Source organism: Microbispora sp. NPDC088329, assembly GCF_040685655.1.
Lineage (GTDB): Bacteria > Actinomycetota > Actinomycetes > Streptosporangiales > Streptosporangiaceae > Microbispora.
Genome location: NZ_JBFBIP010000001.1, coordinates 726,295 through 752,279 on the forward strand (window position 1 = coordinate 726,295; position 25,985 = coordinate 752,279).

Annotated in this window: 23 protein-coding genes; 12 read left to right on the forward strand and 11 right to left on the reverse strand. The window is 71.5% G+C overall.

Annotated features, from left to right (window positions below; genetic code table 11):
* The first annotated feature begins 110 nt into the window (after positions 1–110).
* Together AB0O28_RS03630 and AB0O28_RS03635 are read left to right on the forward strand one after the other, a co-directional pair.
* A complete protein-coding gene (locus tag AB0O28_RS03630; protein ID WP_363635852.1) occupies positions 111–533 on the forward strand; it encodes a DUF3147 family protein in 423 nt (140 codons plus the stop codon).
* The gene (locus AB0O28_RS03635) at positions 530–1,033 is read left to right on the forward strand and encodes a DUF3147 family protein (protein ID WP_363635854.1); all 504 of its coding nucleotides are present in this window, start codon (positions 530–532) and stop codon (positions 1,031–1,033) included. Before AB0O28_RS03630 ends, AB0O28_RS03635 begins: the two co-directional genes overlap by 4 nt.
* A gap of 24 nt (positions 1,034–1,057) precedes the next feature.
* Here AB0O28_RS03635 and AB0O28_RS03640 read toward each other — a convergent pair whose 3' ends face one another.
* A complete protein-coding gene (locus AB0O28_RS03640; protein ID WP_363635856.1) occupies positions 1,058–1,663 on the reverse strand; it encodes a dihydrofolate reductase family protein in 606 nt (201 codons plus the stop codon).
* A 308-nt stretch (positions 1,664–1,971) separates the two neighbouring features.
* Here AB0O28_RS03640 and AB0O28_RS03645 point away from each other — a divergent pair, with 308 nt between their 5' ends.
* Positions 1,972–3,081 (forward strand): RICIN domain-containing protein, encoded by a 1,110-nt coding sequence (locus tag AB0O28_RS03645; protein ID WP_363635858.1) that lies wholly within the window; start codon positions 1,972–1,974, stop codon positions 3,079–3,081.
* 22 nt (positions 3,082–3,103) lie between these two features.
* Here AB0O28_RS03645 and AB0O28_RS03650 read toward each other — a convergent pair whose 3' ends face one another.
* Positions 3,104–3,748: an isochorismatase family protein gene (locus tag AB0O28_RS03650; RefSeq protein WP_363635860.1), complete on the reverse strand. Its 645-nt coding sequence runs from the start codon at positions 3,746–3,748 to the stop codon at positions 3,104–3,106.
* A gap of 93 nt (positions 3,749–3,841) precedes the next feature.
* On the opposite strand from AB0O28_RS03650, the gene AB0O28_RS03655 reads away from it, so the two are divergent.
* The 4 genes from AB0O28_RS03655 (at position 3,842) to AB0O28_RS03670 (ending at position 7,593) form a co-directional block, all read left to right on the forward strand.
* Positions 3,842–4,522, forward strand: a complete 681-nt coding sequence (locus tag AB0O28_RS03655) for a TetR family transcriptional regulator (RefSeq protein WP_363635862.1) — start codon at positions 3,842–3,844, stop codon at positions 4,520–4,522.
* Positions 4,523–4,666: 144 nt separating this feature from the next.
* Positions 4,667–5,941, forward strand: a complete 1,275-nt coding sequence (locus AB0O28_RS03660) for a cytochrome ubiquinol oxidase subunit I (protein WP_363635864.1) — start codon at positions 4,667–4,669, stop codon at positions 5,939–5,941.
* Between the two features lie 57 nt (positions 5,942–5,998).
* Positions 5,999–7,012: a cytochrome d ubiquinol oxidase subunit II gene (cydB, locus tag AB0O28_RS03665; RefSeq protein WP_363635866.1), complete on the forward strand. Its 1,014-nt coding sequence runs from the start codon at positions 5,999–6,001 to the stop codon at positions 7,010–7,012.
* A 38-nt stretch (positions 7,013–7,050) separates the two neighbouring features.
* Positions 7,051–7,593, forward strand: coding sequence for a hypothetical protein (locus AB0O28_RS03670; RefSeq protein ID WP_363635868.1), 543 nt, complete (start codon positions 7,051–7,053; stop codon positions 7,591–7,593).
* A gap of 12 nt (positions 7,594–7,605) precedes the next feature.
* Here AB0O28_RS03670 and AB0O28_RS03675 read toward each other — a convergent pair whose 3' ends face one another.
* The 3 genes from AB0O28_RS03675 to AB0O28_RS03685 form a co-directional block, all read right to left on the reverse strand.
* Positions 7,606–8,652 (reverse strand): glucose 1-dehydrogenase, encoded by a 1,047-nt coding sequence (locus tag AB0O28_RS03675; RefSeq protein ID WP_363635871.1) that lies wholly within the window; start codon positions 8,650–8,652, stop codon positions 7,606–7,608.
* Positions 8,652–10,490 carry a glycoside hydrolase family 15 protein gene (locus AB0O28_RS03680; protein ID WP_363635874.1) on the reverse strand — a complete coding sequence of 613 codons (1,839 nt, stop codon included), beginning with the start codon at positions 10,488–10,490 and terminating at the stop codon, positions 8,652–8,654. The genes AB0O28_RS03675 and AB0O28_RS03680 overlap by 1 nt, the downstream gene beginning before the upstream one ends.
* Before the next feature lie 111 nt (positions 10,491–10,601).
* Positions 10,602–11,009, reverse strand: a complete 408-nt coding sequence (locus AB0O28_RS03685) for a helix-turn-helix domain-containing protein (protein ID WP_363635876.1) — start codon at positions 11,007–11,009, stop codon at positions 10,602–10,604.
* A gap of 50 nt (positions 11,010–11,059) precedes the next feature.
* On the opposite strand from AB0O28_RS03685, the gene AB0O28_RS03690 reads away from it, so the two are divergent.
* Complete coding sequence (locus AB0O28_RS03690) at positions 11,060–11,944, forward strand: NAD(P)-binding domain-containing protein (RefSeq protein ID WP_363635878.1); 885 nt, start codon at positions 11,060–11,062, stop codon at positions 11,942–11,944.
* 99 nt (positions 11,945–12,043) lie between these two features.
* On the opposite strand, the gene argG is transcribed toward AB0O28_RS03690, so the two are convergent.
* The 6 genes from argG to AB0O28_RS03720 all read right to left on the reverse strand — a co-directional run bounded on the left by argG (position 12,044) and on the right by AB0O28_RS03720 (position 21,503).
* Positions 12,044–13,492 carry an argininosuccinate synthase gene (argG, locus tag AB0O28_RS03695; RefSeq protein ID WP_363635880.1) on the reverse strand — a complete coding sequence of 483 codons (1,449 nt, stop codon included), beginning with the start codon at positions 13,490–13,492 and terminating at the stop codon, positions 12,044–12,046.
* Positions 13,493–13,579: 87 nt separating this feature from the next.
* Complete coding sequence (locus AB0O28_RS03700; RefSeq protein ID WP_363635882.1) at positions 13,580–14,776, reverse strand: ROK family transcriptional regulator; 1,197 nt, start codon at positions 14,774–14,776, stop codon at positions 13,580–13,582.
* Between the two features lie 229 nt (positions 14,777–15,005).
* On the reverse strand, positions 15,006–15,635 hold the full coding sequence (locus AB0O28_RS03705; protein ID WP_363635884.1) for a TetR family transcriptional regulator: 630 nt from the start codon (positions 15,633–15,635) through the stop codon (positions 15,006–15,008).
* A gap of 52 nt (positions 15,636–15,687) precedes the next feature.
* A complete protein-coding gene (locus AB0O28_RS03710; protein ID WP_363635886.1) occupies positions 15,688–16,893 on the reverse strand; it encodes a cytochrome P450 in 1,206 nt (401 codons plus the stop codon).
* Between the two features lie 141 nt (positions 16,894–17,034).
* Positions 17,035–17,337 (reverse strand): STAS domain-containing protein, encoded by a 303-nt coding sequence (locus AB0O28_RS03715; protein ID WP_363635888.1) that lies wholly within the window; start codon positions 17,335–17,337, stop codon positions 17,035–17,037.
* Entirely contained in the window at positions 17,337–21,503 is a 4,167-nt protein-coding gene (locus AB0O28_RS03720; protein ID WP_363635890.1) for a SpoIIE family protein phosphatase, read from the reverse strand. Before AB0O28_RS03720 ends, AB0O28_RS03715 begins: the two co-directional genes overlap by 1 nt.
* Before the next feature lie 483 nt (positions 21,504–21,986).
* Here AB0O28_RS03720 and AB0O28_RS03725 point away from each other — a divergent pair, with 483 nt between their 5' ends.
* The 4 genes from AB0O28_RS03725 (at position 21,987) to AB0O28_RS03740 (ending at position 25,982) form a co-directional block, all read left to right on the forward strand.
* A complete protein-coding gene (locus AB0O28_RS03725) occupies positions 21,987–23,120 on the forward strand; it encodes an acyl-CoA dehydrogenase family protein (protein WP_363635893.1) in 1,134 nt (377 codons plus the stop codon).
* 12 nt (positions 23,121–23,132) lie between these two features.
* Positions 23,133–24,182, forward strand: a complete 1,050-nt coding sequence (locus AB0O28_RS03730; protein WP_363635895.1) for an SDR family oxidoreductase — start codon at positions 23,133–23,135, stop codon at positions 24,180–24,182.
* Between the two features lie 106 nt (positions 24,183–24,288).
* Positions 24,289–25,518: an aminotransferase class III-fold pyridoxal phosphate-dependent enzyme gene (locus AB0O28_RS03735; RefSeq protein ID WP_363635897.1), complete on the forward strand. Its 1,230-nt coding sequence runs from the start codon at positions 24,289–24,291 to the stop codon at positions 25,516–25,518.
* On the forward strand, positions 25,518–25,982 hold the full coding sequence (locus AB0O28_RS03740; protein ID WP_363635899.1) for an SRPBCC family protein: 465 nt from the start codon (positions 25,518–25,520) through the stop codon (positions 25,980–25,982). The genes AB0O28_RS03735 and AB0O28_RS03740 overlap by 1 nt, the downstream gene beginning before the upstream one ends.
* Positions 25,983–25,985: the final 3 nt, after the last annotated feature.

Here is a 25,985-nt window from a genome sequence, read left to right on the forward strand (position 1 = left end):
CGCGGACCACGCCGGGGGTTTCGGGCGTTCCCGTGCCGGAAATCAACGCGGTTCAACCGGCATGCGGCGCCCCCCGATCACCTGTGCCGGCTCCGGGGAGGGGACGCGGCGTGGGCGAGGTGACCGGCCAGATCGTGGAGGTCGTCCTGAAGGCTCTGGCCGGCGGCGTCTTCGTGCTGGCCTTCGCGGCGCTGGCCGAGATGCTGACGCCGAAGCGGCTCGCCGGGGTGTTCTGCGCCGCTCCTTCGGTGGCCCTGGCCAGCCTCATCGTCACCGCCTGCGTCGCCGGCGTCCCCGACGTGCTCGCCTCGGCCCGGGGCATGCAGATCGGTGCGGTCGGTTTCGCCCTCTACTGCCTGATCGCCGTCCCGCTGCTGCGCAGGTGGGGCACCTGGTGGGGGGCACTGGCCGCGCTCACCGTCTGGGGCGCCGTCGTCGCCGTGGGGTACGCGCTGGCGCCGGCGGGCCTGCTCGGCCCGCGGGCCGCGGCGGTCACCGCTCCGCCTTCCCCGCCGGTGGCGGGCCTGCCGTGAGCGCCCGTCGTGACGAGGACCGGCCCCCCGGCGGCGACCCGCCTTCCGGGGGCAAGCGGCCTCCCGGGGGCAAGCGGTCCTCTGGGGGCAACCGGCCTCCTGCTTACGGCGACGGCCGGAAGGTGCGGCTACGGCTCAGCGAGCTCAGGCGAACCCCCAGGCGCGACTGGGCGTTGCGCTTCGCCTTCGGCGCCGGAGTGTCGGCGCTCGCCGGTGTGGTGTCCGTGCTGGCCGGCCCGCGCGCCGGCGGGCTCTTCCTCGCGTTCCCGGCGATCCTGCTGGCGAGCGTCACTCTCGTCGCCAAGGAGGAGGGCGATCGCCAGGCCGGCCAGGATGTGGGGGGCGCGACCTTCGGCGCCCTCGGCCTGATCGGTTTCGCCGTCGTCGTGGCGTTCACGGCGACCGTCTGGCCGCTGTGGCTGTCCCTCGCACTCGCCACCCTGACCTGGGCCGCCCTCTCCCTGGCCCTGTACGCCGCCCTGACCCGGCTCTGCCGCTGAGCCTGGTCACGAGCCGGCCCCCGATCATCCCTTGGCGTTCTCCTCGGCCGCCCGGCGCGCGGCGGCCGGGTCGGGGAGACCCTCCCCGGTCGGCTCGTAGGTGAGCAGGACCACGCCGGAGGAGAACGCCTGCGTGCCGGCGAGCCGCAGCGTGGCGGGGTCCCCGGAGTCGTCGCCGAACAGGCGGGCGCCGCGCCCGGCGAGGACGGGGTAGACGGCCAGGCGCATCTCGTCGAGGAGGTTCTCCCGCAGCAGCCACCGCACCAGCGCCGCGCTGCCGAAGACGAGGATGTCGCCGTCCACCTCCTTTTTCAGCGCCTCGATCCGGGCCGCGGCGTCCGCGCCGATGATCGTGCTGTTGTTCCAGGCGGCCTCGGTCAGCGTGGTTGACACGACGTACTTCGGCAGGGTGTTCATCGCGTCGGCATAGCCCACCTCGTCGCTCATGGACGGCCAGGAGGCCGCGAAGCCCTCGTAGGTGACCCGTCCGAAGAGCAGTGCCCTCGCCGCGCGGATCTGGTCGAGGCCGGCCCGCATCGAGTCCTCGCCGACGAACCCGAAGGCCCACTCGTGCGGGTTCTCGATGACGCCGTCAAGGGTGGTGAAAACAGACAGAACTATGCGTCCCATGGATCGTTTCCCTCATGTCGAGTGATAGGCGGCGGACGTGCGCCCAGTCGGCCGCGGAGAACGCGTGCGCCGCCCACCGTTGCGGCGATGGACGGCACGTCCGCCGTCACGGTCCGCCCCCGCGACGCCACCCCCGGGCACTCGCGTGCTCCGGCGCCGACGGACCGTTGTGCAGGGCCACCGTGACCCGGCACGCGGGCTCACGTCCACACGTCTGCGGCGTCCCGGACACTCCCGGACGATCTCGGACACCCCGGAGCGTGCATAGGCTGCCGTGGGAGCGCAGCGATCTACGGGATGGAGAAAGCGTGACCGACACCCGGCCGCAGCCGCGGGCCGCTGCCACGCCCGCCGAGTTCGTCGCTGCGATGAGGCGACTCCGGGCGTGGAGCGGGTGCAGCTACCGGCAGCTCGAACGCCGCGCCGAAGCCGTGGGCGACGTTCTGCCGCGTGCCACTCTGGCCGGCGCGCTCAATCGCCCGGATCTGCCGCGCGAAGACCTGCTCGCCGCGTTCGTCCGGGCCTGCGGGGCGGACGATGACACCGTGGCCGAGTGGGTGGACACGCGCCGCCGCCTTGCCGTCGCCGGTGAGACGCCCGACGCGCGTGTGGTCTCCCCCGGGATGCCGGCGGCACCGCCACTCGACAATCCGCCTCTCGGTGACACGTCCGTCCCGCCGGCTCCCGGACGAGCCGTTCCCCGGCCGGACGCGCCCCTCGCCACCGGCTCTGGCGGAACCCACGGTGAGGTCCCGGTCTCTCCTCCCGTGAACGAGGTCGCCGGGCGGAAGATTCAGGCCCGCCGGCGACTGGTGGTGGGCATCGGGGCCGCGGCCCTGCTCTGCCTGGCCGGAGCCTGGCAGTTCGAGCGCCTCTCCACGGGCGAAGCGGCCTCCCGGCCCCCCTCGCCGGTCTCCGCCGGCCCGGCGCGATCGGGCGAGACCGTCGCGGAGGGGCCGGCGCGGGCCCGCGAGTGGGTCCGTGTGCGGTCGGCCGCCGATCCCGCCCTGTGCCTGACGGCGGGGCGTGCCAGGGACGTCTCGTACGCCGAGGAGGTCGCCGTCCTGCGTCCCTGCTCCGCGGCGATCCCGCCACGGACCTTCCTCACCCCCGCGGGTGACGGCCTGTTCCATCTGCAATGGGACCACCCCGACCCGGCGAAGGGCGTCGGCTGCCTGACGGTGATCGCTACGGGCCCGGCGGCGGGCATGCTCGCTCCCTGGGACGACTGCACCGGCGCCCGGCCCAGCCAGCGCTTCCGGCTCGAACCGGCCGCGGGGGACGGCTACCGCATCCGCCCGGCGTCGAGCGGCCGGTGTCTCGCCGTCAACGGGGACGGCGGCGAGCCGGGAGCGGAGGCCATCGAGCGGCCCTGCGCCTCCGTGACCGGGCAGACCTTCCTCATCGAGCCCGAATAACCGGCCCGCCTCAGCCCCCGCGTCAGGCCGTCGCGGGTGCGAGCCGCCCCTGGTGCACCCCGGCGAAGAACGTGCGGCCCGCCATCGTCATGGCCGGCTGGAACTCGCTCATCAACTGGGTGCGGTAGGGCGTGTCGGCGAAGCGCGGCTCCAGCTGGAACTCGGCGGCCAGCGACCACCAGGTGACCGGCACGACGCCGGACATCGTCATGCGCTGCACCGCCGCGTCGTGCGCCTCCCTGCTGAGGCTCGCCGTGGCGTCCACCACGACGTACGCCTCGTAGCCCTCGCGCAACGCGCCCAGCGCGGTCTGCAGCACGCAGCCGTCGGTGGCGATGCCGCCGATGACCAGCCTGCGGCGGCCGGTGGCGCGAACGGCCTCGGCGAAGGCCGGATCGAGGAAGGAGTTGAACGCCGTCGTGCGCTCGATCACCGGCCGATCGCCGACGACCTCCAGCAGTTCCGGATAGAGCGGGCCCGAGGGCTTGGACGCCTCGCCGTTGGTCACCACGAGGCCGCTGCCGTACAACGTGGCGGTCTTGGCGAGGCCGACGACGTTGGCGAGGTGCTCGCGCAGGTCGTGCGAGCGGAGCAGGTTGGCGAAACCGACGGCGTAGTCGACCAGGACCACAGTGGTGTCGTCGGGGGAAAGCGGGGCGAGGTTCATCGCGATCACTCCTGGCTTGCGAGGTCCTAATGACCATCTGGTCAGTAATGTACGCCCGGGTCGCCGCTAATGTCCACGTGTACAGTAAGCGGCATGGTGTCTGACGCGTCACAGTCCAACGCCACGGAACCCACGCCCGCGAGGAAGGCGGAGCCCGCGCCCGCGAGGAAGGCGGAGCCCACGCCCGCGAGGAAGCGGGTGCGCGACCCGGAGGCACGGCGAGCCGCCATCCTCGCCGCGGCGCGCTCCGTCTTCGCCGAGCGCGGGTACGCGAAGGCGACCATCAGGGAGATCGCGCAGCGGGCCGGGGTCACCCACGGGCTCGTGGTGCTGCACTTCTCGTCCAAGGAGCAGCTCTTCCTCGCCGCCGTGCCGGGGACGCGGGACCTCGCCGACAGCGTCCGGGGAGACGCCGAGGGATTGGCCGGGCGAGTCGCGCACGCCTACGTCGCCCGCATGGAGTCGGCCGACAGCGCCGACCCCTTCATCGCCCTCGTACGCAGCGCCGCCGGTGACCAGGAAGCCGCCAAGGCACTGCTGCGAGCCATGCGCGAGGAGAGCATCGCCACCTACCGCACCGTGCTCACCGGCCCGGACGTCGCGCTGCGGGTCGACCTGCTCGGCGCGCACCTCATCGGGGTCACGTTCAGCCGGTACGTCCTGGCCGACGGACCGATCGCGGCCATGACGGCCGGCGAGCTGACCCGCTACCTCACCATGACGCTCGGCGGCATCCTGTTCGGCTCCGCCGACACGGCCCGCTCATCCTCCTGATCGGGTCGGCGACCCCGATCACCTGCCGCGAGACATGGATGTGAAGATATGATCCGTCCACTTCTGCGGAATTTGCGAGGAAAGGGCTGATTTGTCGCTCCACGCACCCCGGACCTCTCCCGGGCGGGTGACGGGCGGACGCCGATGACCGATGAGACGCTGGCGCGCCTCCAGTTCGCGACCACGGCCGGTTTCCACTGGCTGTTCGTGATGCTCACCCTCGGCCTCGCCCCGCTGATCGCGGTGACGCACACCCGGCACGCTCTCAACGGCTCACCGCTCATGGAGCGCATGACCCGGTTCTGGGGCCAGATCTACGTCGTGAACTACGTGCTGGGCATCGTCACCGGCCTGGTCATGGAGTTCCAGTTCGGACTCGCCTGGAGCGGGCTGTCGGAGTACGCGGGCAACGTCTTCGGCGCTCCCCTCGCGCTCGAGACGATCGTCGCCTTCTTCGCCGAATCGACCTTCCTCGGCATGTGGATCTTCGGCTGGGGGAAGCTGCCGAAGGCGGTGCACGTCACCCTGATCTGGCTGGTCACGCTCACCGCGTACGCCTCCGCGTACTGGATCCTGGTGGCCAACGGCTTCCTGCAGCATCCGGTGGGACACGAGGTGCGCGACGGCGTGGCCCGGCTCGCCGATTTCGGGGCCATGCTCACCAACCCCAACGCGATCAACGCGCTGGTCCACGCCGCCACCGCCGCCCTGATGACCGGCGGGGTCTTCATGGCGGGGATGAGCTCCTACCACTTCCTCAAGCGCACCGCCGAGCGGGAGTTCTTCCGCGCCTCGCTGCGCCTCGGCCTGTTCGTGGCGACGCCCGCGGCGTTCGTGGCGCTCTACTACGGGTTCGTGCAGATCCCGACGCTCGTGGAGACCCAGCCGATGAAGGCGGCGAGTCTGCGGGGCCACGTCGACGACATCGGCTCCCTGAGAGTCGAGGACGTGCAGGCGCAACTGGTCCAGCGGTTCGGTGCGGGCGACTACCGGCCGCCCGCCTGGATCGCGACCGCCTTCGACGTCATGCAGGACGTCGGCTACCTGATCCTCCTGCTGATCGTCGTGGCCCTGGTGCTGCTCTACCGCGACTGGTACCTCCGGTTCCGCCCGGCGGCGTACCTGATGCTCGTCGCCGTTCCCCTGCCCTTCGTCGCCGCGCTCGGCGGATGGCTGCTGCGCGAGGTGGGGCGCCAGCCCTGGGCCGTGTACGGCGAGCTCACGACCGCCGCCGCACGGTCGCCCGTCGGCTCGATGCTGACGTCCCTCGTCCTGTTCGGCTCGGTGTTCCTCGCGCTGGCGATCACCGACTGGGCGCTGATCATCCGGTATGCCCGCCGCGGCCCGGCCGACACCGACCTCGGCGGATCGCCTCCGGACGGGCACGCGGAGCGGCCCCCCGCGTCGCTCGCCCTGTAGCCCGACCTGTCGCTCGCCCTGTAGCTCGCCCTGTGCTCGACCTGCCAAGAGGAACCCGTGACTCTCGAACTCGTGTGGCCGGCCCTGCTCGGGCTGCTGCTCGCCGGTTACTTCGTCCTGGCCGGTCTGGACTACGGCGTGCAGATGCTCGCCCCCTGGCTCGGCCGGGACGACCGCGAGCGGCGGACGCTGCTCAACGCCTTCGGCCCGTTCTTCCTCGGCAACGAGGTCTGGCTGGTGGCCGCGGCGGGGGTGCTGTTCGGCGCCTTCCCCTTCCTGGAAGGGCGGCTGCTGTCCGGCATGTACTTCCTGTTCGCGGCGATCCTGGCCGGGATCGTCGCCGGCAACGCCGCCGTGCAGTTGCGCAGCCGCCACCGGGGCGCCTCGGCGCGCCGTTTCTGGGACGGGCCGATCTTCCTGGGCGGGCTGGTGCCCACCGTGGGGTGGGGGCTCGTGACCGGCCGCCTCCTCGCGGGGGTGCCGCTCGACGCCCGGAACGTCTTCTCGCTCGGGGTGGCCGATCTGCTCCACCCCTTCGTGCTGCTGTGCGGCGCCACGACCACCGCCGTGTTCCTCGCGCACGGGGCGGCCTTCCTCGCGTGGCGAACCGGCGGCGGGCCGGGCGCGCGGGCGGCGAGGACCGGCGGGCGCGCCCTGCTCGTGGCGGCCGTCGGCGCGGCCGCCGTCCTCGTCGCCGGGTTCCTCTCCTCGGCGCGGCACACCGTCGTCAACCCGTGGCCCGCCCTCCTGACCGGCGTGGCCCTGGTGGTCGTGCTCCTCGTGGGGGCGGCTCTGCTGCGCGCGGGCCGTACGGGCCGGGCCTTCGCCGCCACCTCGTGCGCGGCCGCCCTGCCCGTCGTCGCTCTCGGCACCGGTATGCACCCCTTCGTACTGGTCTCCTCCGGCGCCCCCGGCACCGGCCTGCGGCTGGCGGAGGCGATGGCGGACGCGGGCACCCTGCGGCTTCTAACGGGCTTCGCCGCGGTCATGGTGCCGCTGGTGCTCCTCGCCCAGGTGTGGAACTGGTGGCTGTTCCGCGACCGCGCGGGCCGTACGCCGACTTACTTGTAATTCCTACTTCGAAGCTGGCGCTGTGCTGAAATACGCCCATGAATCGGGTGAGGCAGGCGACGGGGGAGATGCTCGTCTATCTTTTCGCGGCCTTCCTGATCACCGGCGGCGTCCTGGCGTTCTCCTACGTGCCGAGCGGGGAGACGGTCGCCTACACGGGCGGCTACGAGCCGCTGCGGGGCGTCCAGATGAGCGCCGCCTACCACTCGATTCTCGACATCAGCATGGACGTGCGCGGCGGCCTGCTCATGCGGCAACTGCACCATCACTGTGCGGTCCTGCTCGGCCTGGGGACCGTCGTCTGGGCCCTGCTCGGCAGGTTCCGGTACGCGCTTGCGGCGCTGGGCCTGGCCGCGGTCGCCGCAATCGGCGGCTACGGCTCCGCCGATGATCTGCTGTCCGGGACCTTCCTGGCCAGGGTGCCCATTCCCGTGTGGTACGGCCTGCACCTCGTGGCGGCGCTCGCCATCGGCGTCCTGCTGGTGGTCTCCTCCCGCAGGGAGGCCGCCCGGCAGCCCAGGACGGCCGGCTTCGTGGCGGTGACCCTCGGCCTCACCGCCATGCTGGTCTTCCTGTTGTGAGCCGGAGGACCGTCACAGCTCGACGACGACCTTGACGTCCTCCGGCCCAGCCGTGAAGGCGTCGCGGAACGACTCCAGCGGCACCCTGCGGGTGATCAGCCGGCGCAGCCACGCGCCATCGGCCTCGGCCAGGGCGTCGGCCGCGGCGGCGTAGTGGGTGAGGTTGGCGTTGACCGAGCCGATGAGCACGTCGTTCTCCAGCACGATGTCGCGGTTGAGGCTGCCCGCGTCGATCGTGATCCGGTGCCCCGCCGAAGAGACGCCGGTGAGACAGACGATGCCGTACGAAGCCGTGTCGAAGGCCACCGCGAAGATCACCGATCCGGCTCCGGTGGCCTCGATGACCACGTCGGGACGGAGTTTCGCGGCCACCTCGCCGGCGTCGCCGCTGTGGTAGACCGCGCCGAGGTCGCGCACCAGACCCGGCTTGGGGCCCTCGGTGACCCGGTCGAGGACGTGCACCTCAAGCCCGCGCTGCACGCCGAGCAGCGCGGCGAGCAGGCCGATCGGCCCGGCACCGGTGATCAGCGCGGTCTTCGGCGCGAACCAGGCCCGGGAGCCGACCTTCTCCACCTCGTCCCACGCCTTGGCCACGACGCTGGTGGGTTCGAGCAGCATTCCGACGTCGGCCAGCCCGGGGTCCAGCCTGACGGCGTAATCGGGCTCGACCACCCAGCTCTCGCCGGCGTAGCCGTCCAGCTCCTTGATGCCGCGCTCGGTGTAGCGGCCGTTGCGGCACATGTCGAACTGCCCGTGCGCGCAGGCGCCGCACGGCACCGGGTCGGGCCGCCGGACCACTCCGACCACCAGGTCACCCGGAGCGAAGCCGCTGCCGGAAGGGGCCTGCCGCACCCTGCCCAGCGATTCGTGCCCGATGACCAGGCGGTCGTGGCCGGGCGGGGCCCAGCCGTACTCCCCTGCGGCGATCTCCTTGTCGGTGCCGCACACGCCGACCGCGAGACCGTCGACGAGCAGGTCCCCGTCGCCCGGCTCGGGATCGGGGACCTCGGTGACGGCCAGGGAGTCCTTCTGCAGCGGAATGACCGTGAGAGCGCGCATCAGCGCTCACCTCCAAGGTGCTCATGGCCGCGCGCGGCGTGCTCGTGGCCGTGCGCGGCGTGCTCGGCCGGCCGGGCGCCGGACAGGTGGCGAGCGGCGTTCACGAGCCCGACGTGGCTGAACGCCTGGGGGGTGTTGCCGAGCTGCCGCCCGGCGACGGGGTCGTACTCCTCGCTCAGCAGGCCGAGGTCGTTGCGCAGGCTCAGCAGCCGCTCGAACAGCTCATGCGCCTCCCTGCGGCGGCCGATGCCGTACAACGCTTCGGCGAGCCAGAACGTGCAGGTGACGAACGCGCCTTCCACACCGGGCAGGCCGTCGACGTTGCCGTCGGCCTGCGGCTGGTAACGCAGCAGGAACCCGTCGGAGCACAGTTCGCGCCGCACCGCCTCCACGGTACCGGCCACCCGCGGGTCGTCCCATGGCAGGAACCCCACCCGGGGGATCAGCAGCAGGGCGGCGTCCAGCCCCTGCGAGCCGTAGAACTGGGTGAACGTGCCCCGCCGGGGGTCGTAGCCGCGGTCGCACACCTCCGCGTGGATCTTGTCGCGGGTGGCGCGCCACCGGTCCACCGGCCCGTCCAGGCCGAAGCGCTCGACGGCCCGCACGGCCCGGTCCAGGCCCGCCCACGCCATGACCTTGGAATGCACGAAGTGGCGGCGGTCGCCGCGCACCTCCCACAGCCCGTTGTCCGGGTCGTCCCAGTGGCCCTCCAGGAAGTCCAGCAACGCCCGTTGCAGGTCCCATGCCGGCTCGGCGGCGTGGATGCCGGCCGTCCTGGCCAGGTGGAGCCCGTCGAGGACCTCGCCCCACACGTCGAGCTGGAACTGCCCGGACGCGGCGTTGCCCACCCGCACCGGGGCCGAGCCCTCGTAGCCGCCCAGCCAGTCGAGCGTGTATTCCGGCAGGCGGCGGGTGCCGTCGATGCCGTACATGATCTGCAGGTCGGCCGGGTCTCCGGCCGCGGCCCGCAGCAGCCACTCCCGCCAGGCCTTCGCCTCGGCGACGAAGCCGGTGCCCAGCAGCGCCTGCAGCGTGAACGTCGCGTCGCGCAGCCAGCAGAACCGGTAGTCCCAGTTGCGCGGCCCGCCCGGCCGCTCCGGCAGCGAGGTGGTGACCGCGGCGACGATGCCGCCGGTCGGCGCGTAGGTCAGCGCCTTCAGCACGACCAGCGACCGGCGCACGGCCTCCTCCCACCGGCCCTCGTATCGGAAGCCGCGCATCCACGACGTCCAGTACGCCTCGGTGTCGGCGAGGGCCTTGTCCGCGTCCACCGGGCGCGGCCTGCGCTCGTGCGAGGGCCGATAGGTCAGCACGAACGGCACCCGCTGCCCGGCGGTCACCTCGAACTCGGCGTAGGTGGTCATGTCCTCGCCGCGGAGCGGCACCGGTGTCTTCAGCCAGGCGGCGTCCGGTCCGGCGACCGCCGCGAGCCGCCCGTCCTGGTGCCGCACCCAGGGCACGATGTGCCCGTAGTCGAACCGCAGCCGCAGCGCCATCCGCATCGGCACCCGTCCGCTGACGCCTTCCACGACCCGCACCACGTCGGCCGCCTCACCGCGTGGCGGCATCGCGTCGATCACGCGTACGGATCCCTCGGGGGTGTCCCACTCCGTCTCCAGGACGAGGGAGTCGCCGCGGTAACGGCGGCGCGTGCAGAGCCCGCCGGCCGCGGGGGCGAGACGCCAGAACCCCGCTCGCTCGTCGCCGAGCAGGGCGGCGAAACACGCGGGAGCGTCGAACCGGGGCAGGCACAGCCAGTCGATCGACCCGTCGCGCCCCACCAGCGCTGCCGTGTGCAGGTCGCCGAGCAGCCCGTAGTCCTCGATACGCAGTGCCACGCGCTTCCGCCTCCGGGGGTCGATCTCACGGACGACGCCGCGCTACCCAGGCAAAGGAAACACATGCACTGTGCAAAGAACTGTCACCCGCCGGAGAGCGAGTCATGCGGCCTACCCACCTTTTTGTGGGTACTTGTCGGAACTGCCGCGGGCGCGTGAAGCTGGATTCCGGGCGGCCGGCTTCTCCAGAGCAAGCTTCTCCAGGCGGCGATGTCCCCAGTCGGACAGCGGCGCCAGCGCCTCGGACAGCTCACGGCCGAACTCGGTCAGGGAGTACACGGTCTTCAGGGGGCGGCCGTCGTGCACCTCACGGTGCACCAGCCCGTCGGCCTCCATCTCCCGGAGCGTCTGAGTCAGCACCTTCTCGGTGAGGCCCGGCAGCCGCCGGACCAGCTCGCCGGGACGACGCGGAGCGGTTTCCAAAAGCCAGAGCAGGATCGTCTTCCACTTGCCGTCGATCACGGCGATCGCGGCGGTGACCCCGCAGACGTTCGGGTCTCCGGCACGGCTACGCGTCATTTTCCCACCCCGTTCAGCGTCATCGCTGTCATGCACGCAGGAGTTGAGACATGAGCCACCACGCCCCACAGTCTGCCGTCACCGTGCTCGGACTGGGGCCGATGGGCCAGGCCCTGGCCGGGGCCTTCCTGGGCGCCGGCATCCGCACCACGGTCTGGAACCGGTCACCGGGCAGAGATCGGGAGTTGACCGGGCGGGGGGCGTCCGGCGCCCCCACACCGGAAGCGGCGGTCACCGCGAGCGAGCTGACCGTGATCTGCGTGGTGAACTACGACGCGGCGGACGCCGTCCTGCGGCGCGACGCGGTCGCCGGCGCGCTGCGGGGACGCACGCTCGTGAACCTGTCCGCCGACACACCCGGCCGCGCCCGGAGCACCGCCGCCTGGGCGGCCGAGCACGGCATCGGCTACCTCGACGGCGCGATCATGACGCCGGCCACGACCATCGGCACCCCGGCCGCGGCGTTCCTGCACAGCGGCCCGCAGGAGCTCTACCGGCGGCACCGGCCGGTGCTGGAGACCCTCGGCGGCACGCACACCCATCTCGGCGAGGAGATCGGCCGGGCCGCGGCCTACGACATCGCGTTGCTCGACGTCTTCTGGACCGCGATGGCGGGCTACGCGCACGCGTTGGCGGTGGCACGGGCCGAGGGGGTGACCGCCCGCGAGCTGGCGCCGTTCGCCAAGGGCATCGGCGCGATCCTTCCGCCCATCTTCGAGCAGGAGGCGGCCGAAGTGGACAGCGGCCGGTTCTCCGGCGAGGGCAACCCGATCACCTCGGCGGCCTCGTCCATGGCCCACATCGTCCACACCTCCGAGGCCCACGGCATCGACGCGAGCGTGATGCGCGCGGCCGAAGGCTGGGCCCGCCGCGTCATCGCCCAGGGCCACGGCGCCGACGGGTTCGTCCGGATCACCGAGCTCCTGAAGCCCTGACGGTCCCGGCCACCCGCGCCGGCGTCACCGCGCGAAATGCCGCCGTGGGCGCCCGGCGTGCCGGGCGCCCACACGACCTCTGGGCCGATGTCGTGGCCGTCAGTCGGTGCCGAGCTCCATGGCGGCCTGGTCGAGCAGTTCCTCCTCGGTGGAGACCTCGCCGCGCGAGGCGATCGCCTCGGCGCCGCCCTCGGGCATCGCGCCGATGAGCTCGGTCGGGGCCGCCTGCGGAGCACCGATCAGCGCGGGGTGCTGGCTGCCGACCAGACCGAGCTTGGCGTACTGCTCCAGCTTCGCGCGGGAGTCGGCGATGTCGAGGTTGCGCATCGTCAGCTGCCCGATGCGGTCGACCGGGCCGAAGGCGGAGTCTTCGGTGCGCTCCATGGAGAGCTTGTCGGGGTGGTAGCTGAACGCCGGTCCGGAGGTGTCCAGGACGGAGTAGTCCTCGCCCCGGCGCAGCCGCAGGGTCACCTGGCCGGTCACCGCCATGCCGACCCAGCGCTGCAGCGACTCGCGCAGCATCATCGCCTGCGGCTCCAGCCAGCGGCCTTCGTAGAGCAGCCTGCCCAGCCGCCGCCCCTCGTTGTGATAGGCGGCGAGGGTGTCCTCGTTGTGGATCGCGTTGACCAGCCGCTCGTAGGCCGCGTACAGCAGCGCCATGCCCGGCGCCTCGTAGATGCCCCGGCTCTTGGCCTCGATGATCCGGTTCTCGATCTGGTCGGACATGCCCAGGCCATGCCGGCCGCCGATGGTGTTGGCCTCCAGCACCAGATCGACGGCGGAGGGGAACTCCTTGCCGTTGATCGTCACTGGTCGTCCCTGCTCGAAGCCGATCGTGACGTCCTCGGCGGCGATCTCGACGGCCGGGTCCCAGAAGCGCACGCCCATGATGGGGTCGACGATCTCGATGCCCGTGTCGAGGTGCTCGAGGGACTTGGCCTCGTGCGTCGCACCCCAGATGTTCGCGTCGGTGGAGTACGCCTTCTCCACACTGTCCCGGTAGGGCAGCCCGCGGGCGAGCAGCCACTCGGACATCTCCTTGCGGCCGCCGAGCTCGTTGACGAAGTCGGCGTCCAGCCACGGCTTGTAGATCCGCAGGGAGGGGTTGGCGAGCAGGCCGTAACGGTAGAACCGCTCGATGTCGTTGCCCTTGAAGGTGGAGCCGTCACCCCAGATCTGCACACCGTCCTCGAGCATCGCGCGCACCAGCAGCGTGCCGGTGACGGCCCGTCCGAGCGGGGTGGTGTTGAAGTAAGGGCGGCCGCCGGACCTGATGTGGAACGCCCCGCAGGCAAGGGCCGCGAGCCCCTCCTCGACCAGGGCAGCCCGGCAGTCGACCAGCCGGGCGATCTCCGCGCCGTACGCGGTGGCACGGCCGGGCACCGAGGCGATGTCAGGTTCGTCGTACTGGCCGACGTCAGCGGTGTAGGTGCACGGCACTGCACCCTTCTCCCGCATCCACGCGACCGCTACCGAAGTGTCGAGACCACCGGAGAAGGCGATCCCGACACGCTCGCCGACAGGCAGAGAAGTGAGCACCTTGGACACGAGTAGAATATATACACGGGAATGCATGATCATGCAATCCGGGGTGGCGTGGTGTCGCCGCCGGCGGAAGACCGGGGTGCGCGGCGATCACCGGGGCGACCGGTAGATCTCCTCGCTCACCAGCCTGGCCGCACCGATCACACCGGCCTGCGGGCCGAGGTCGCTCATCGTGATCGGCAGATTCCTGGTCGCGAGGGGCAGCGAGCGCCGGTAGATCGCGCCGCGGATCTCGGCGAGCAGGACGTGACCCAGCAGCGTGAGCCCACCCCCCAGCACGATGAGGCTCGGGTTGAAGAACGACACCAGGCCCGCGAGCACCTCGCCGACGCGCCGTCCGCCGTCGCGCACCATCTGGACGGACGCCGGGTCGCCGGCGGCGACCGCCTCGCCGACGTGGGCGGCGGTCAGCGTGCCCTCGCGGTCGAGGAGCTCCCGGAGCAGGGGTGAGCGCCCCGACCGGGCCGCGGCGAGGGCGTCGCGAGCCAGCGCGTCGCCACCGAAGGACGCTTCCAGACACCCCGTGTTGCCGCAGGCGCAGACTTCCACGGAGTCGGCGACCGGTATATGCCCGATATCCCCCGCGCATCCGTCCATGCCGCGATAGAGCTCACCCTTTGCTACGATTCCGCAGCCGATGCCCGTCCCGACCTTGACGAACAGGAAGTTGTCCGCGGTGCTCGCCGCACCGGCGTGCTGTTCACCCAGGGCCATTACATTGACATCGTTGTCCAATACGATCGGACAATCGAACTGCCGGTCGAGGAGACCGCGGACCGGATAACCGTCCCATCCCGGCATGATTGGCGGCGACACCGAGATACCGCGGGAGAAGTCCACCGGGCCGGGCACGCCGACACCGACTCCGAGCGGCGTGTCCACTCCCGATTTCGCGAGCAGCCGGCGACTCTGTTCAACGGCGAGTTCGAGCACGGCCTCGGGGCCCTGTCGTACGTCGCATTCGGTGCGCTCGAACGCGAGGACTCTCAGCCGGCCATCCGTGACCGCGGTGGAGACCGAGGTCACGCCGATCGCTATACCGACGAACCGGATCAGCCCGGTGAAGTCGATGACGGTCGAGCGGCGGCCTCCACGCGATGCGGCCGGTCCGATTTCCTCGACGAGTTGAAGCGCCGCGAGCCGGCCGAGTTCCGCCCCGATCGTCGTACGTGACACTTCGAAGTGTTCCGACAGCTGAATGCGAGATTGCGGTCCGGCGTCACGCAATCGCATAAGTATTTTGGCCTGTAGCCGGGTTTCGGCTCGACCTGGCACCGAGGTCTCCACTCCCCAAGTTTCTCATTGGACGACGCCTCATCCATCACCGCGCGAACACGGCCGCGACTCGAATTCGATTCCACTCATGCGAGAAGGATTTGGGAGAAGTCCGATCGGCCCCGGGCGCCGTCCGGAATGAAACTTTCATTGGCATCCGGGCCGGACCTCGCGGCTGCCCGTTTCCACGGCGGTGGACCGGTCCGCCCCCTCGGCCGCCGCCCTCGCCGGGCTCACCTCGTCACACGGGCCAGCCGCCCCGCGTCCGCGGTGACTTGAGCGGCACCGCGGCCGCCAGCGGAGAGGCCGCGTCAGGGGACAGGGCGTCGAGGATGAGCGCGAGGTAGCGTCGCCAGCCGTCGCTGCCGGGATCCATCGTCCACAGCACGCCCATCAGCATCACCATGATCCTGAGCAGGTCGTCGGGGACGAGGTCGGCACGGATGAGACCGGCCCGCTGCCCGCGCCGCGCCAGCAGGGTCAGCGACTCGACGAACGGGCCGCAGGCCTCCGCGGTGACGGCGCCCGAGTTCCTGGCCGCCGCCAGGGTGTTGTGTTCGCGGGCCACCGTGGACATCGCCGCCTCGAGCACGCCGGCCAGGCCGCGCCGTGGATCGTCGTCGCCGAGCGCCTGTTCGATGGCGGGGGCGATGTCCTCGGCGAAGCTCTGGTCGAGTGCCGCCCTGACCAGGCCCGCCTTGTCGGGAAAATGGCGGTAGAGCGTCGCGATGCCGACCCCGGCGCGGCGGGCGATGTCCTCGAGCGGGGCGTCGGGCCCCTGCTCGGTCCAGACCTCCCGGGCCGCGCGCACAATCCTGCCGGAGTTGCGTGCGGCGTCGGCGCGCAGCCGCCGCGAGGTCCCGGTGGTCACCGCCGCAGGATAACCAATCGATAGGCGGCTACCGGTTATCCCGGTACGCCCGTCAGGGCCCGTCCCACGTCACACGCATGTGCTCGGGCCCCCGGGTGGACAACCCCGTCTTCCACACGACGTCGTCCTCGGAGCCCGCGAGGCGGAGCCCCGGCAGTCGCGTGAGCAGGGTACGCAGGGCGACCTGCAGCTCCATCCGCGCGAGCGGGGCGCCGAGGCAGTGGTGCGCCCCGTGCCCGAATCCCACGTGCGAGGCCTGCTGCCGGTCGAGTTCGAGCTCCTCGGGGTTCGTGTAGACCGACTCGTCGCGGTTGGCCGACACCAGGCTCACGACCACAGGTTCACCGGCACGCACCGTGACGCCGCCCAGCTCGACGTCCTCCAGCGCGTAGCGGGCGATGGAGGCGCCGCTCCCGAGCGGGACGAAGCGCATCAGCTCTTCGACCGCCCGGGGTATCAGGTCGAGGTCCGCGCGCAGCGCCGCGAGCTGCTCGGGGTGGGTGAGCAGCACGTAGGCGAAGTTCGGGATCTGCGTGGCCGTGGTCTCGTGACCGGCGACCAGCAGCGCCTCGGCCAGCGACAGCATCTCCTCCTCCGACAGCCGCTCCTCGTTGTCGCGGGCCGCGACGAGCGCGCTGAGCAGGTCGTCCTTCGGGGTCTGCCGGCGCTCGGCGATGAGCCCGGCCATGTACTCCCGCAGCAGGACCATGCTGTGCGCCACCTGCTCCGGGGTGAAGCGCGTGGTGGACAGGAGCGCGTCCGACCAGGTGCGGAAGTCCACCCGATCCTCGACGGGCACCCCCAGCAACTCGCAGATGACCGTGATCGGCAGCGGCAGGCCGAAGTCCTCGACGAGGTCGGCCGGTGCGCCCTTGGCCAGCATCGCGCCGACGAGACCGTCGGCGATCTCCTGGACCCGTGGCCGCAGGAGCTCGATCCGCCGGACGGTGAACGCCTTCGACACCAGTCGGCGCAGCCTGCTGTGCTCGGGCGGGTCGAAGCTGAGGATGCTCCCGGAGCGGGACCGGTGAGGCCGCATCCGCGGCTCGTCGCGGCCGATCGCCGCGGCCCGGCTGAAGCGCGCGTCGCCGAGCACGACCTTGACGTCTTCGTAGCGGGTCGCGAGCCAGGCGGGTTCACCGTAGGGCAGCCGGACCCGGCACAGCGGTTCCTCCTGCCGCAACCGGGAGAAGAGCGGGTCCACCTCCAGCCGGTTCAGCTGCCCGAAGGGGAAGGTCCGGGGTTCGGCAGTGGTCATGATGCCTCCAGAGCGGATCGTCGTTCACCACGAGCCGTCGAGTCGCCACTTGATAGTCAACTATCACATGACTCGCGTAAAGAGATCAAGCAAAGGAGAGCGCATCCGCGTGAGGCGGTGTGGCCGGGAGAAACGCCCGCCCTACCCGAGGCCGGGGTCGCCGTCGTGAACGGTGGCGAGGCCGGCGAGTCCCGATACGGTCAGGACGGGTGTCAGCAGGGGGTTGGCGATGAGAGTGATGCGTTCGGCGTGGTCGAACAGCACGCTCAGGCCCGCGCTGTCGAGATAGTCGACGGAGGTCAGGTCGAGGACCAGGGGGCCCGGGGTGCGGTCGAGCGCGGCGGCGAGGGCGCCGGTGTTGCTCATGTCGATCTCACCGGCGACCGTCAGGAGAGCGGCGCCGTCGGGGCCGACCCCGGGGGTGAGAGTGAGGGGCGTGGTCATCAGGCGATCCTCATCTGCATGTCGACGGTCGTGCCGTACGGGCCGGGGGTGATGGTGACCTGTTGCATCATGGCGCGCATGAGAGCGACGCCGCGGCCGCGGTGGGCGTTCGCCTCCGGCTGCGGGGACTTCCAGCGGCCGCTGTCGGCGACGACGAGGCGCAGTTCGTCGACGGACGCCTCGGCCCGCAGGCGCACCGTGTCCCCCGGAGTGTGGCGATGACCGTGCTCGATGGCGTTGGCGCAGGCCTCACCGGCGGCGACCAGGATGTTCTGCACGATCTGAGTGGGTAGGTCGCACTGGCCGAGCCAGCTGCGCAGGGCCTTGCGGACGGGCGCGAGCTGGGACGATTCGGCCGGGAAGGTCATCTCCAGCGGGGCCGGGTGCCGATAGAGCAGCAGAGCGACGTCGTCGTCGTAGCCGTCGGCGGGCGCCAGCCGGATCATCACCTGCGTGGCGAGGTCGTCGACGGCGGTGTTCCGCCCGTCCTGTACGGCCTGGCTGGCCTGGTCGATGCCCGTATACAAAGGCCGGCGACGGCGTTCGACCAGCCCGTCCGTGTACAGCATGAGCGTGGCTCGCGCGGGAATGACCGTCTCGCTCTCCGGCCGGGTCGCGCCCGGGCGGACGGCCAGGGGAACGGAACGTCCGCCGTCGAGCAGGCCGGTGCTGCCGTCGGGGTGAGCGAGGATGCCCGGCGGATGCCCGGCGCTGGAGTAGGACAGGTGCCCGGTCTCCGGGTCGAGGACGCCGCAGAAGACGGTGGTGCACTTGGCGCCGGTGACGCCGGCGGCGAACTGGTCCAGGGCCATGAGCACGCGGGCCGGGCTGTCGTCCTGCAGCAGCAGCGCACGGCAGGCGCTGCGCAGTTGTCCCATGACGGCGGCGGCTTCCACTCCCCGCCCGACACAGTCGCCGACGACGATGCCGATGCGTCCGCCGGGCAGGGCGACGGTGTCGTACCAGTCGCCGCCGACTTCCAGCGGCCGGGTGGCGGGCTCGTAGCGTACGGCGAACCCTTCGGGAAGCTGGGCCGGACCGAGGATGGCGCGCTGCAGCGCGATCGCGGTCTCGCGTTGCTGGTCGATCTGGTGGGCGCGGACCAGTCCCTGCGCGAGACGGCCGGCCAGCAGCGACAACAGCAACTGGTCCTCGCTCGTGAAAGGCCGGTCACCCGGATCGATCCACAGCGCCATCGGGCCGTCGGGATGCTCGAGAAGGATGCCGGCCCCACTCTCGTCGGCCACCGGGGTGAGCAGAGGCCGCCGCAGCAAGCCGGCGAGCATCCGACGGTGTCCGGCCGGCAGGCCCTGCCAGTCCACGGACGCGCCGGAGGCGGTCAGGGTCGCCGCCTCCCCGTCGTGATCAAAGACCGCGGCCAGCACGGACCGGGCGCGCCACAGGTCCCGCAGCTCCCGCAGGGCGCCGGTCAGCGCGTCGGACAGGCTCGCGGCCTGCGACAGGCTGGTGCTCAGCGAGGCGAGGGCGCTCTCGCGCTGGATGGCGTAGTGCTCGGCGGTGACGTCGCGGAAGGTGCCGACGACAACCTCACGCCCCGTGTCGGGATCCTGCGCCTTGTTGAAGGTGACACTGACCCACAACCGATGCCCGTCGCGGTGGGTGACGGGAATCGTGTAGCTGCCCTGGCCGGGCCCGACGAGGCCGCTGAAGGCGTCTCCAGCCTGCTCGTGGGCCTCGGGATCGGTGGCGGCGTCCGGCCACCACGGATGGATCGGCGTGTAGGGCAGGCCTTCGGGGCCGTAGCCGAGGATGTCGGCGAACGCGCTGTTGATCTCGACGACGGCGCCGTTCTCGTCACAGACGAAGAACGCCTCCTGCATGGAGTCCACGAGCGCGGTGCGCCAGCGCGCCTGGTGCTGGCGCAGCCGCGCCATGTCCATGGTGGCCCGCACCCGCGCGAGCAGCTCCGCCGCGGCGAAGGGCTTGACCAGGTAGTCGTCGGCTCCGGCCTGCAGACCCTCGATGGACGCCTCCTGGCCGGCCCTGGCCGACAGCAACACCACGGGGACGGCCGCGGTGCGCGCGTCGGCCCGAAGCGCCGCGACCAGGGACAGGCCGTCCATGCGAGGCATCATGACGTCGCTGACCACGAGGTCGGGGACGTCGGCGCGGATGGCCTCCAGAGCCTCCTGCCCGTCGCCGGCGGTGTTCACGAGGTAGCCGGCGCCCTTGAGGAGACGGACGAGGTAACCGCGCATGTCGGCGTTGTCGTCGGCGACCAGCACACGCGCCGGGGCGGCCGAGCCCCCGGATCGCGCGGGGGAGTGCGACGGCATGCCCACCGGGTCGCCGGCCGCCTCTCCGGTGTCGTCCCCCGGCAGCCAGCGCAGCGCCTCCTCGACGTAGGGGTCCGCGGCGGTGGAGCCGGCGCCCGTGCCGGCCGTCACGATCGCCTCGTCGGGCAGGTGCGCGGAGCCGTACGGCAGGCGGATGGTGAAGCGGGTGCCCTCTCCCTCGGCGCTGTCGGCGGTGATGGTGCCGCCGTGCAGGCCGATCAACTCCTGCACGAGGGCCAGCCCGATACCGCTTCCCTCGTTGGACCGCGAGCGTGCGTTCTCGATGCGGTGGAACCGCTCGAACAACCGCGGCAGTTCGCCGGCCGGGATGCCGATGCCCGTGTCCGTGACGGTCACCACCGCGTGGGTGCCCTCCCCGCGCACCTCGACGCCGATCCCCCCCTCGAAGGTGAACTTCAGCGCGTTGCTGAGCAGGTTGAGCACGACCTTCTCCCACATGCCGCGGTCGATGTACACCGGCTCGTCCAGGGGAGGGCAGTCGACCCGGAAGTCCAGGCCGGCCTTGTCGATGGCGGAGCGGAAGAGGCTGGCCAGCTCGGCGGTGACCATGGCCAGGTCGACCGGTTCGTAGCTGGCCTGCATCCGGCCGGCTTCGATCCGGGAGAAGTCCAGCAGGGTGTTGACCAGCTTGCCCAGCCGCAACCCGTTGCGGCGGATGACCTCCAGCTCCTCGCGCACCTGCGGGTCTGCTCCCTGCAGACGGCCGCGCAGTTCCTCCACCGGTCCCATGATCAGGGTCAGCGGCGTGCGGAACTCGTGACTGATGTTGGAGAAGAAGACGGTCTTCGCACGGTCGAGCTCGGCCAGTTCCTCCGCCCGCCGCTGCTGGGCCTGGTAGCTGCGCGCGCTCGCCACACCCGCCGCGACATGCCCCGCGGCCAGCTCGACGAACCCGCGATAACTATCGTCCACGGAGCGATACCGGTTGAGCGCGGCCACGAGGAACCCGTACGGCGCGCTGCCCTGCTGCAGCAGCGGAACCACCAGCGCCTGCGCGGGCGGCTCCGGCCAGTCTCCGGCCGGGAGAGCGGCGAACGGGGAGCCGTCGAGCGGCACGAGCACCGGCTCTCCCCGGGCCAGCGTCGTCGCGGGCCACACCGAGTCCGGGTCGTCGGCCGGCAGGGTGAGGGGAGCGGCCGGATGCCCGGCCGGGATCCCGGTCACCCCGGCCAGCCGCGCCCCGCCGCCGTCCTCGAAGAGGTAGGTCGACGTGAACGGAAGGTCCTTCTGGTTGCGGCCGAGCTGGCGGCAGGCGAAGGCCAGCATCTCCTGCTCGGTGCGGACCACGCTGGGATCGGAGCCGAGGTCCCGCAGGGTCGCCATGCGCCGCTCACCGATGACCCGCTCGGTGTCCTCGCTGACGACGCACAGCATGCCGACCACGGTGCCGGAGTCGTCCCGGAGGGGGCTGTAGGAGAAGGTGTGGTAGGTCTCCTCCGGGTAGCCCGCCCGTTCCAGGAACAGCAGGAGCGCCTCGTCCCAGGTCGCCTTCCCCGTGGCCAGCACGGCCTCGATCCGCGGGCCGATGTCGTCCCAGATCTCCGCCCACACCTCATTGGCGGGCCGGCCCAGCGCCCACGGGTATTTCCGGCCCAGCGTGTCACGACGGTAGGCGGCGTTGCAGAAGAACGTCAGCTGCGGTCCCCACGCCATCCACATGGAAAAGCGGGACGACAGCAGGATGCTCACCGCCGTCTGCAGGCTCTGCGGCCATTCCTCCGGCGGCCCGAGCGGCGTCGCCCGCCAGTCCACCAACGCCAGATCCCGGCCGATCTCGTCGTCGGCGGCGAACACTTCGGCACCGGCCGACGGCGACGGCCCCTGCTCAGCGTCCTCACAGCGCGTCACTTGACACCCCTTCGTCCACGCCGAGCCCAGCCCACCCGCACCGGCCTCCGTACCGTGCCGCTGCCGCGCGGCGGGCCCCACAACGCGTGGGAGAGGTCGGACACGTGCGGAGCAGGATACTCCTGGCAGGTCAATGTGGATGAACCGGTAATCCCCCTACGCGCGAAGGCACGTACGACCACGTGGGACGCCGGACCGAACGGGCGGACACCGGTGATCAGGATGGCGAGCATGACATGGCCCCGCAGGTCGTGCTCGCCGCACGCGGACGCCACCCTCGCGACCACCGGCGGGAAGGATCGGAGGGCCGTCGGCGCCCTACGGCATACCGCGGAGGGCGTCCGCTTCCGGCGTTCCTAACAGCTTTCATTCTCCTTACTTTCATTCCCCTCACATAAGGGCGGAAATACGTTTTCCTTGCCGGTGAGTGCTGCACGGCCTCCTCCATGTAGGCCGTCAGGGGTTACCTGAGGAGGGGAACCCATGGAGTTCATGGCGAAAGAGCGGGCGGCGCTGGAGCGATTCATGCCCGGCCTCGACGACATGCTCGCCACCATCCCGCTGGCCGATCTGGAACGGCCCGGCAACCCGGGGCTGCCCGCGTTCAAGGCCGCCGGCGGTCCGAAACTGCTGGTGCCGGCCGAGTATCACGGCCTGGGCGCCACACCGGTGGAGGCCATCCGCGTCCAGCGGGCCCTGGGCAGCCGTTCTCCCTCGCTCGCGATCGCCGCCACCATGCACGGCTTCTCCGTCGCCGGCCTCGTCGAGGTCAGCCAGACCAGCACCGGCTTCGAATGGATGCTGCTCGAGGCCATCGCCCGGGAGAACCTGCTGCTGGCCTCCGGCTTCGCCGAGGGCCGCACCGGAGCCGCGATCCTGTCCCCGGCCCTGCGGGCCGTACGGCGCGGCGACAACCTGGTCGTGTCCGGTTCCAAGAAGCCCTGCACCCTGTCGCGCTCCATGGACATGCTCACGGCCTCGGTGGCGGTGACCGACGACGAGGGCCGCGACCGGCTCGCCGTCGTGCTCATCCCGGCGGGCAGCCCCGGCATCGAGATCCGGCCGTTCTGGAACAGCTTCGTGCTCGCCGGAGCCGAGAGCGACGAGGTCGTGCTCAAGGACGTCGAAGTGTCGCGGCATCTGGTCGTCATGACCGACAACACCACCGACGACCAGCGGCTCGATGACCTGCAGAGCGGCACGTTCCTGTGGTTCGAGCTGCTGGTGAGCGCCTCCTATCTCGGCGTGGCCAGCGCGCTGGCCGAGCGGGTGCTGGCGGCCGGCAAGGCCGACGCCGTCGAACGGGCCGCTCTGGTCGTCGAGGCGGAGGCGGCCATGACCACCCTGGAGGGGGTCGCCAGGGCGATGGGCGACGGCGAGCGCGGTCAGGACATGTTCGCCACGGCGCTGTGCGCCCGTTACGCCGTCCAGGACGCCATCGGCCGCATCGCGCGTCGTGCGACCGAACTGCTGGGAGGCATGGCCTACATCGGCTCCGGCGACGTGGCCTATCTGTCGGCGGCCTCCACCGCGCTGATGTTCCACCCGCCGTCCCGCACGCGCATGTCCCAGCAGCTGTGTGACTACTTCGCGGGCCAGCCCTTACGCGTGGCCTGAAGGGAGAATCCGATGTCGGGCATCGACTTCACGGCCCGCCCCACCGTCCTGCTGACCGGCGCCGGCGGCGTCGTCGGCCAGGCGCTGCTCACCGAGCTCGGCGACCACAACGTCATCTGCCTGACCCACAAGAGGCCGGTGACCGGCCCCCATGTGCTCAGCATCCGCGGCGATCTGACCCTCTCGAGATTCGGGCTGGATCGCGAGGAGTACGACGAACTCGTCCGCCGGGTCGACGCGATCGTCCACTGCGCCGCGGTCACCGCGTTCGGCGCGGGCAAGGACGCGACGTGCGACGTCAACGTGCGCGGCACCGGGGAGGTGATCGCCCTGGCTCAGCGAGCGGACGTGCCCCTTCACCACATCAGCACCGCGTTCGTGGCGCGCACCGAGCTGGCCCGCGACGACGGCGGCACCGCGCGCCCGGAGGTCTACCTGGACAGCAAACGGGCCGCGGAACGGCTGGTCCGCGACTCCGGTGTGCCCGCCACCGTCATCCGCCCGAGCGTGGTCATCGGCGACTCGGCCACCGGGCGGATCGCCCAGTTCCAGGGCCTGCACGGCATCGCGGGCGCGGTGTTCAAGAACGCCCTGCCCCTGCTCCCCCTGCAGCCCGGCTCCCGGATCGACTTCCTCCCGCAGGACCTGATCGCCGGAGCCGTCGCCGGGCTGCTGCGGGCCGGGGTCACCGACGGCGACTTCTGGATCACGGCGGGCGAGGCCGCGCTCACCGTGGATCAGATGGTCGAGCTGGCCCTGGAGACCGGCCGCGGCTTCGGCCTGGAGCTGAACGCGCCCCGGCTGGTCTCCCAGGACATGGTGGACCGGCTGATCCGCCCGGTCTTCATCGACCCGCTGCCCAAATGGCAGCGCCGCCGATTCGACGACATGCTGGCGATGACCGCGCTGTTCTGCACCCCGCAGCCGTTCGAGAGCTCGTGCGACCGCGTGCCCGGCATCGTCGCGCCGTCCACCTCCGCCCTGCGGGACGCCTTCGTCGCCTCGTTGCGCCACTACGCGCAGGCCAAGGGCCTGTTGCGGGACAGCGAGGTGGCGGCGTGAAGCCGGTCCGCGTTCCGCCGTCGCCCGCCGTGGTTCAGGGCCGCACGGATGAGAGCCACACGGATGAGGGCCGCACGCATGAGGGCTCTCAGCTAGGCGTGCCGGCATGACCATCCAGGCGGAGGGCTCCGCGACCGCCGTGCTCGACCTCTACCGGCGCCACCTGAGCAGGGGCCGCGCCCGGCTGGCGGAGATGACCGGCGGCCAGGTGGAGCTCTCCTCCCACGGCGCGCACGTCTTCGGCGCGGACGGCCGGCGGTTTCTGGACTGCGGCGGGTACGGCGTCTTCCTGCTCGGTCACACCCACCCGGCCGTGGTGGAAGCCGTCGTCGCGCAGGTCCGTACCCACCCCATGGCGACCCGGCTGCTGCTGGAACCGGTCGCGGCCGAGGCCGCCGCCGCCCTGGCCGCGGTCACCCCGCCCGGCCTGAACCGGACGCACTTCGTCAACTCCGGCAGCGAGGCCACCGAGGCCGCCATCAAGCTGGCCCGCGCCCACGGCAAGACGCGGTTGATCTCGGCCGTCGACGGCTACCACGGCAAGACCACGGGGGCGCTGGCCCTCACCGCCAAGGAGCTCTACCAGGCGCCGTTCCGGCCGCTGCTGCCCGAGGTGACGCACGTGCCGTACGGCGACGCCGCGGCGCTGGCGGGCGTGGTCGGGCCGGACGCCTGCGTGGTGCTGGAGCCGATACAGGGCGAGGGCGGCGTGAACATCCCGCCGGACGGCTACCTCACCGACGTCCAGCGGATCTGCCGCGCACAGGGCGCCTTCTTCGTGCTGGACGAGATCCAGACCGGGCTGGGCCGGCTCGGCCGCTGGTGGGGGGCCGACCGCGAAGCCGTCACCCCGGACATCCTGCTCGTGGGCAAGGGCCTGTCCGGCGGAGTGGTGCCGGTCGCCGCGATGGTGGCCACCGACGCCGCCTACGCGCCCTTCGATCGTGACCCGTTCCTGCACACCTCCACCTTCGCCGCCTCGCCCATCGCGATGGCCGCCGCCCTGGCCGCGGTGCGGACCATCACCGCCGAGAACCTGGTCGACCGCGCCGCCGTCCTGGGACAGACCCTGCTCGACGGACTGCGCGCCATCGCCCCCGCGCTGGTCACCGGCATTCGCGGCGCGGGGCTGCTCATCGGCCTGGAGACACGCGATGAGCACGTGGCGGGCGCCTACATGCTGGAGCTGCTGGACAGGGGCGTGCTGGTCAATCACAGCCTCAACGCGCACAAGGTCATCCGTCTCACCCCACCCGCCATCCTCACCGACACCGACGTCACCTGGCTGCTGACCGCCTTCGCCGACGCCTCCGCCGCCGTGAAAGGACTGTTCTGATGCGACAGGTCACCCTGGAAGCCCTCGTCCCTGCCGCCGACGCCGACGCAGTCTTCGCGACGCTGGCCGATTTCGCGCGCTACCCCGAGTTCACCGAAGCCGTACGCGAGGTCCACGTACGCCAGGCCGGCGGCGGCGTCCTCGACTCGGACTGGGCGGTGAACTTCCGCAACGGAATCCTGCGCTGGTCCGAGCGCGACGTCGTCGACCCGGTCGAGCGCACCATCACCTTCACCCAGACCGACGGCGACTTCGAGCGCTTCGACGGCCACTGGAAGGTCGAGCCGCGCGATCGCGACGTCACGATCGCGTTCTACGCCGAGTTCGACCTGGGCATGCCGAGCCTGGCCCCGATCATCGATCCGATCGCCGAGCGCACGCTGGTGGAGAACCTCCAGCGCATCCTGACGGGCCTCACCGGTCAGGCGACCACCTTCCACGTCCCGGCCGGGGTGGGAGGGTGACGA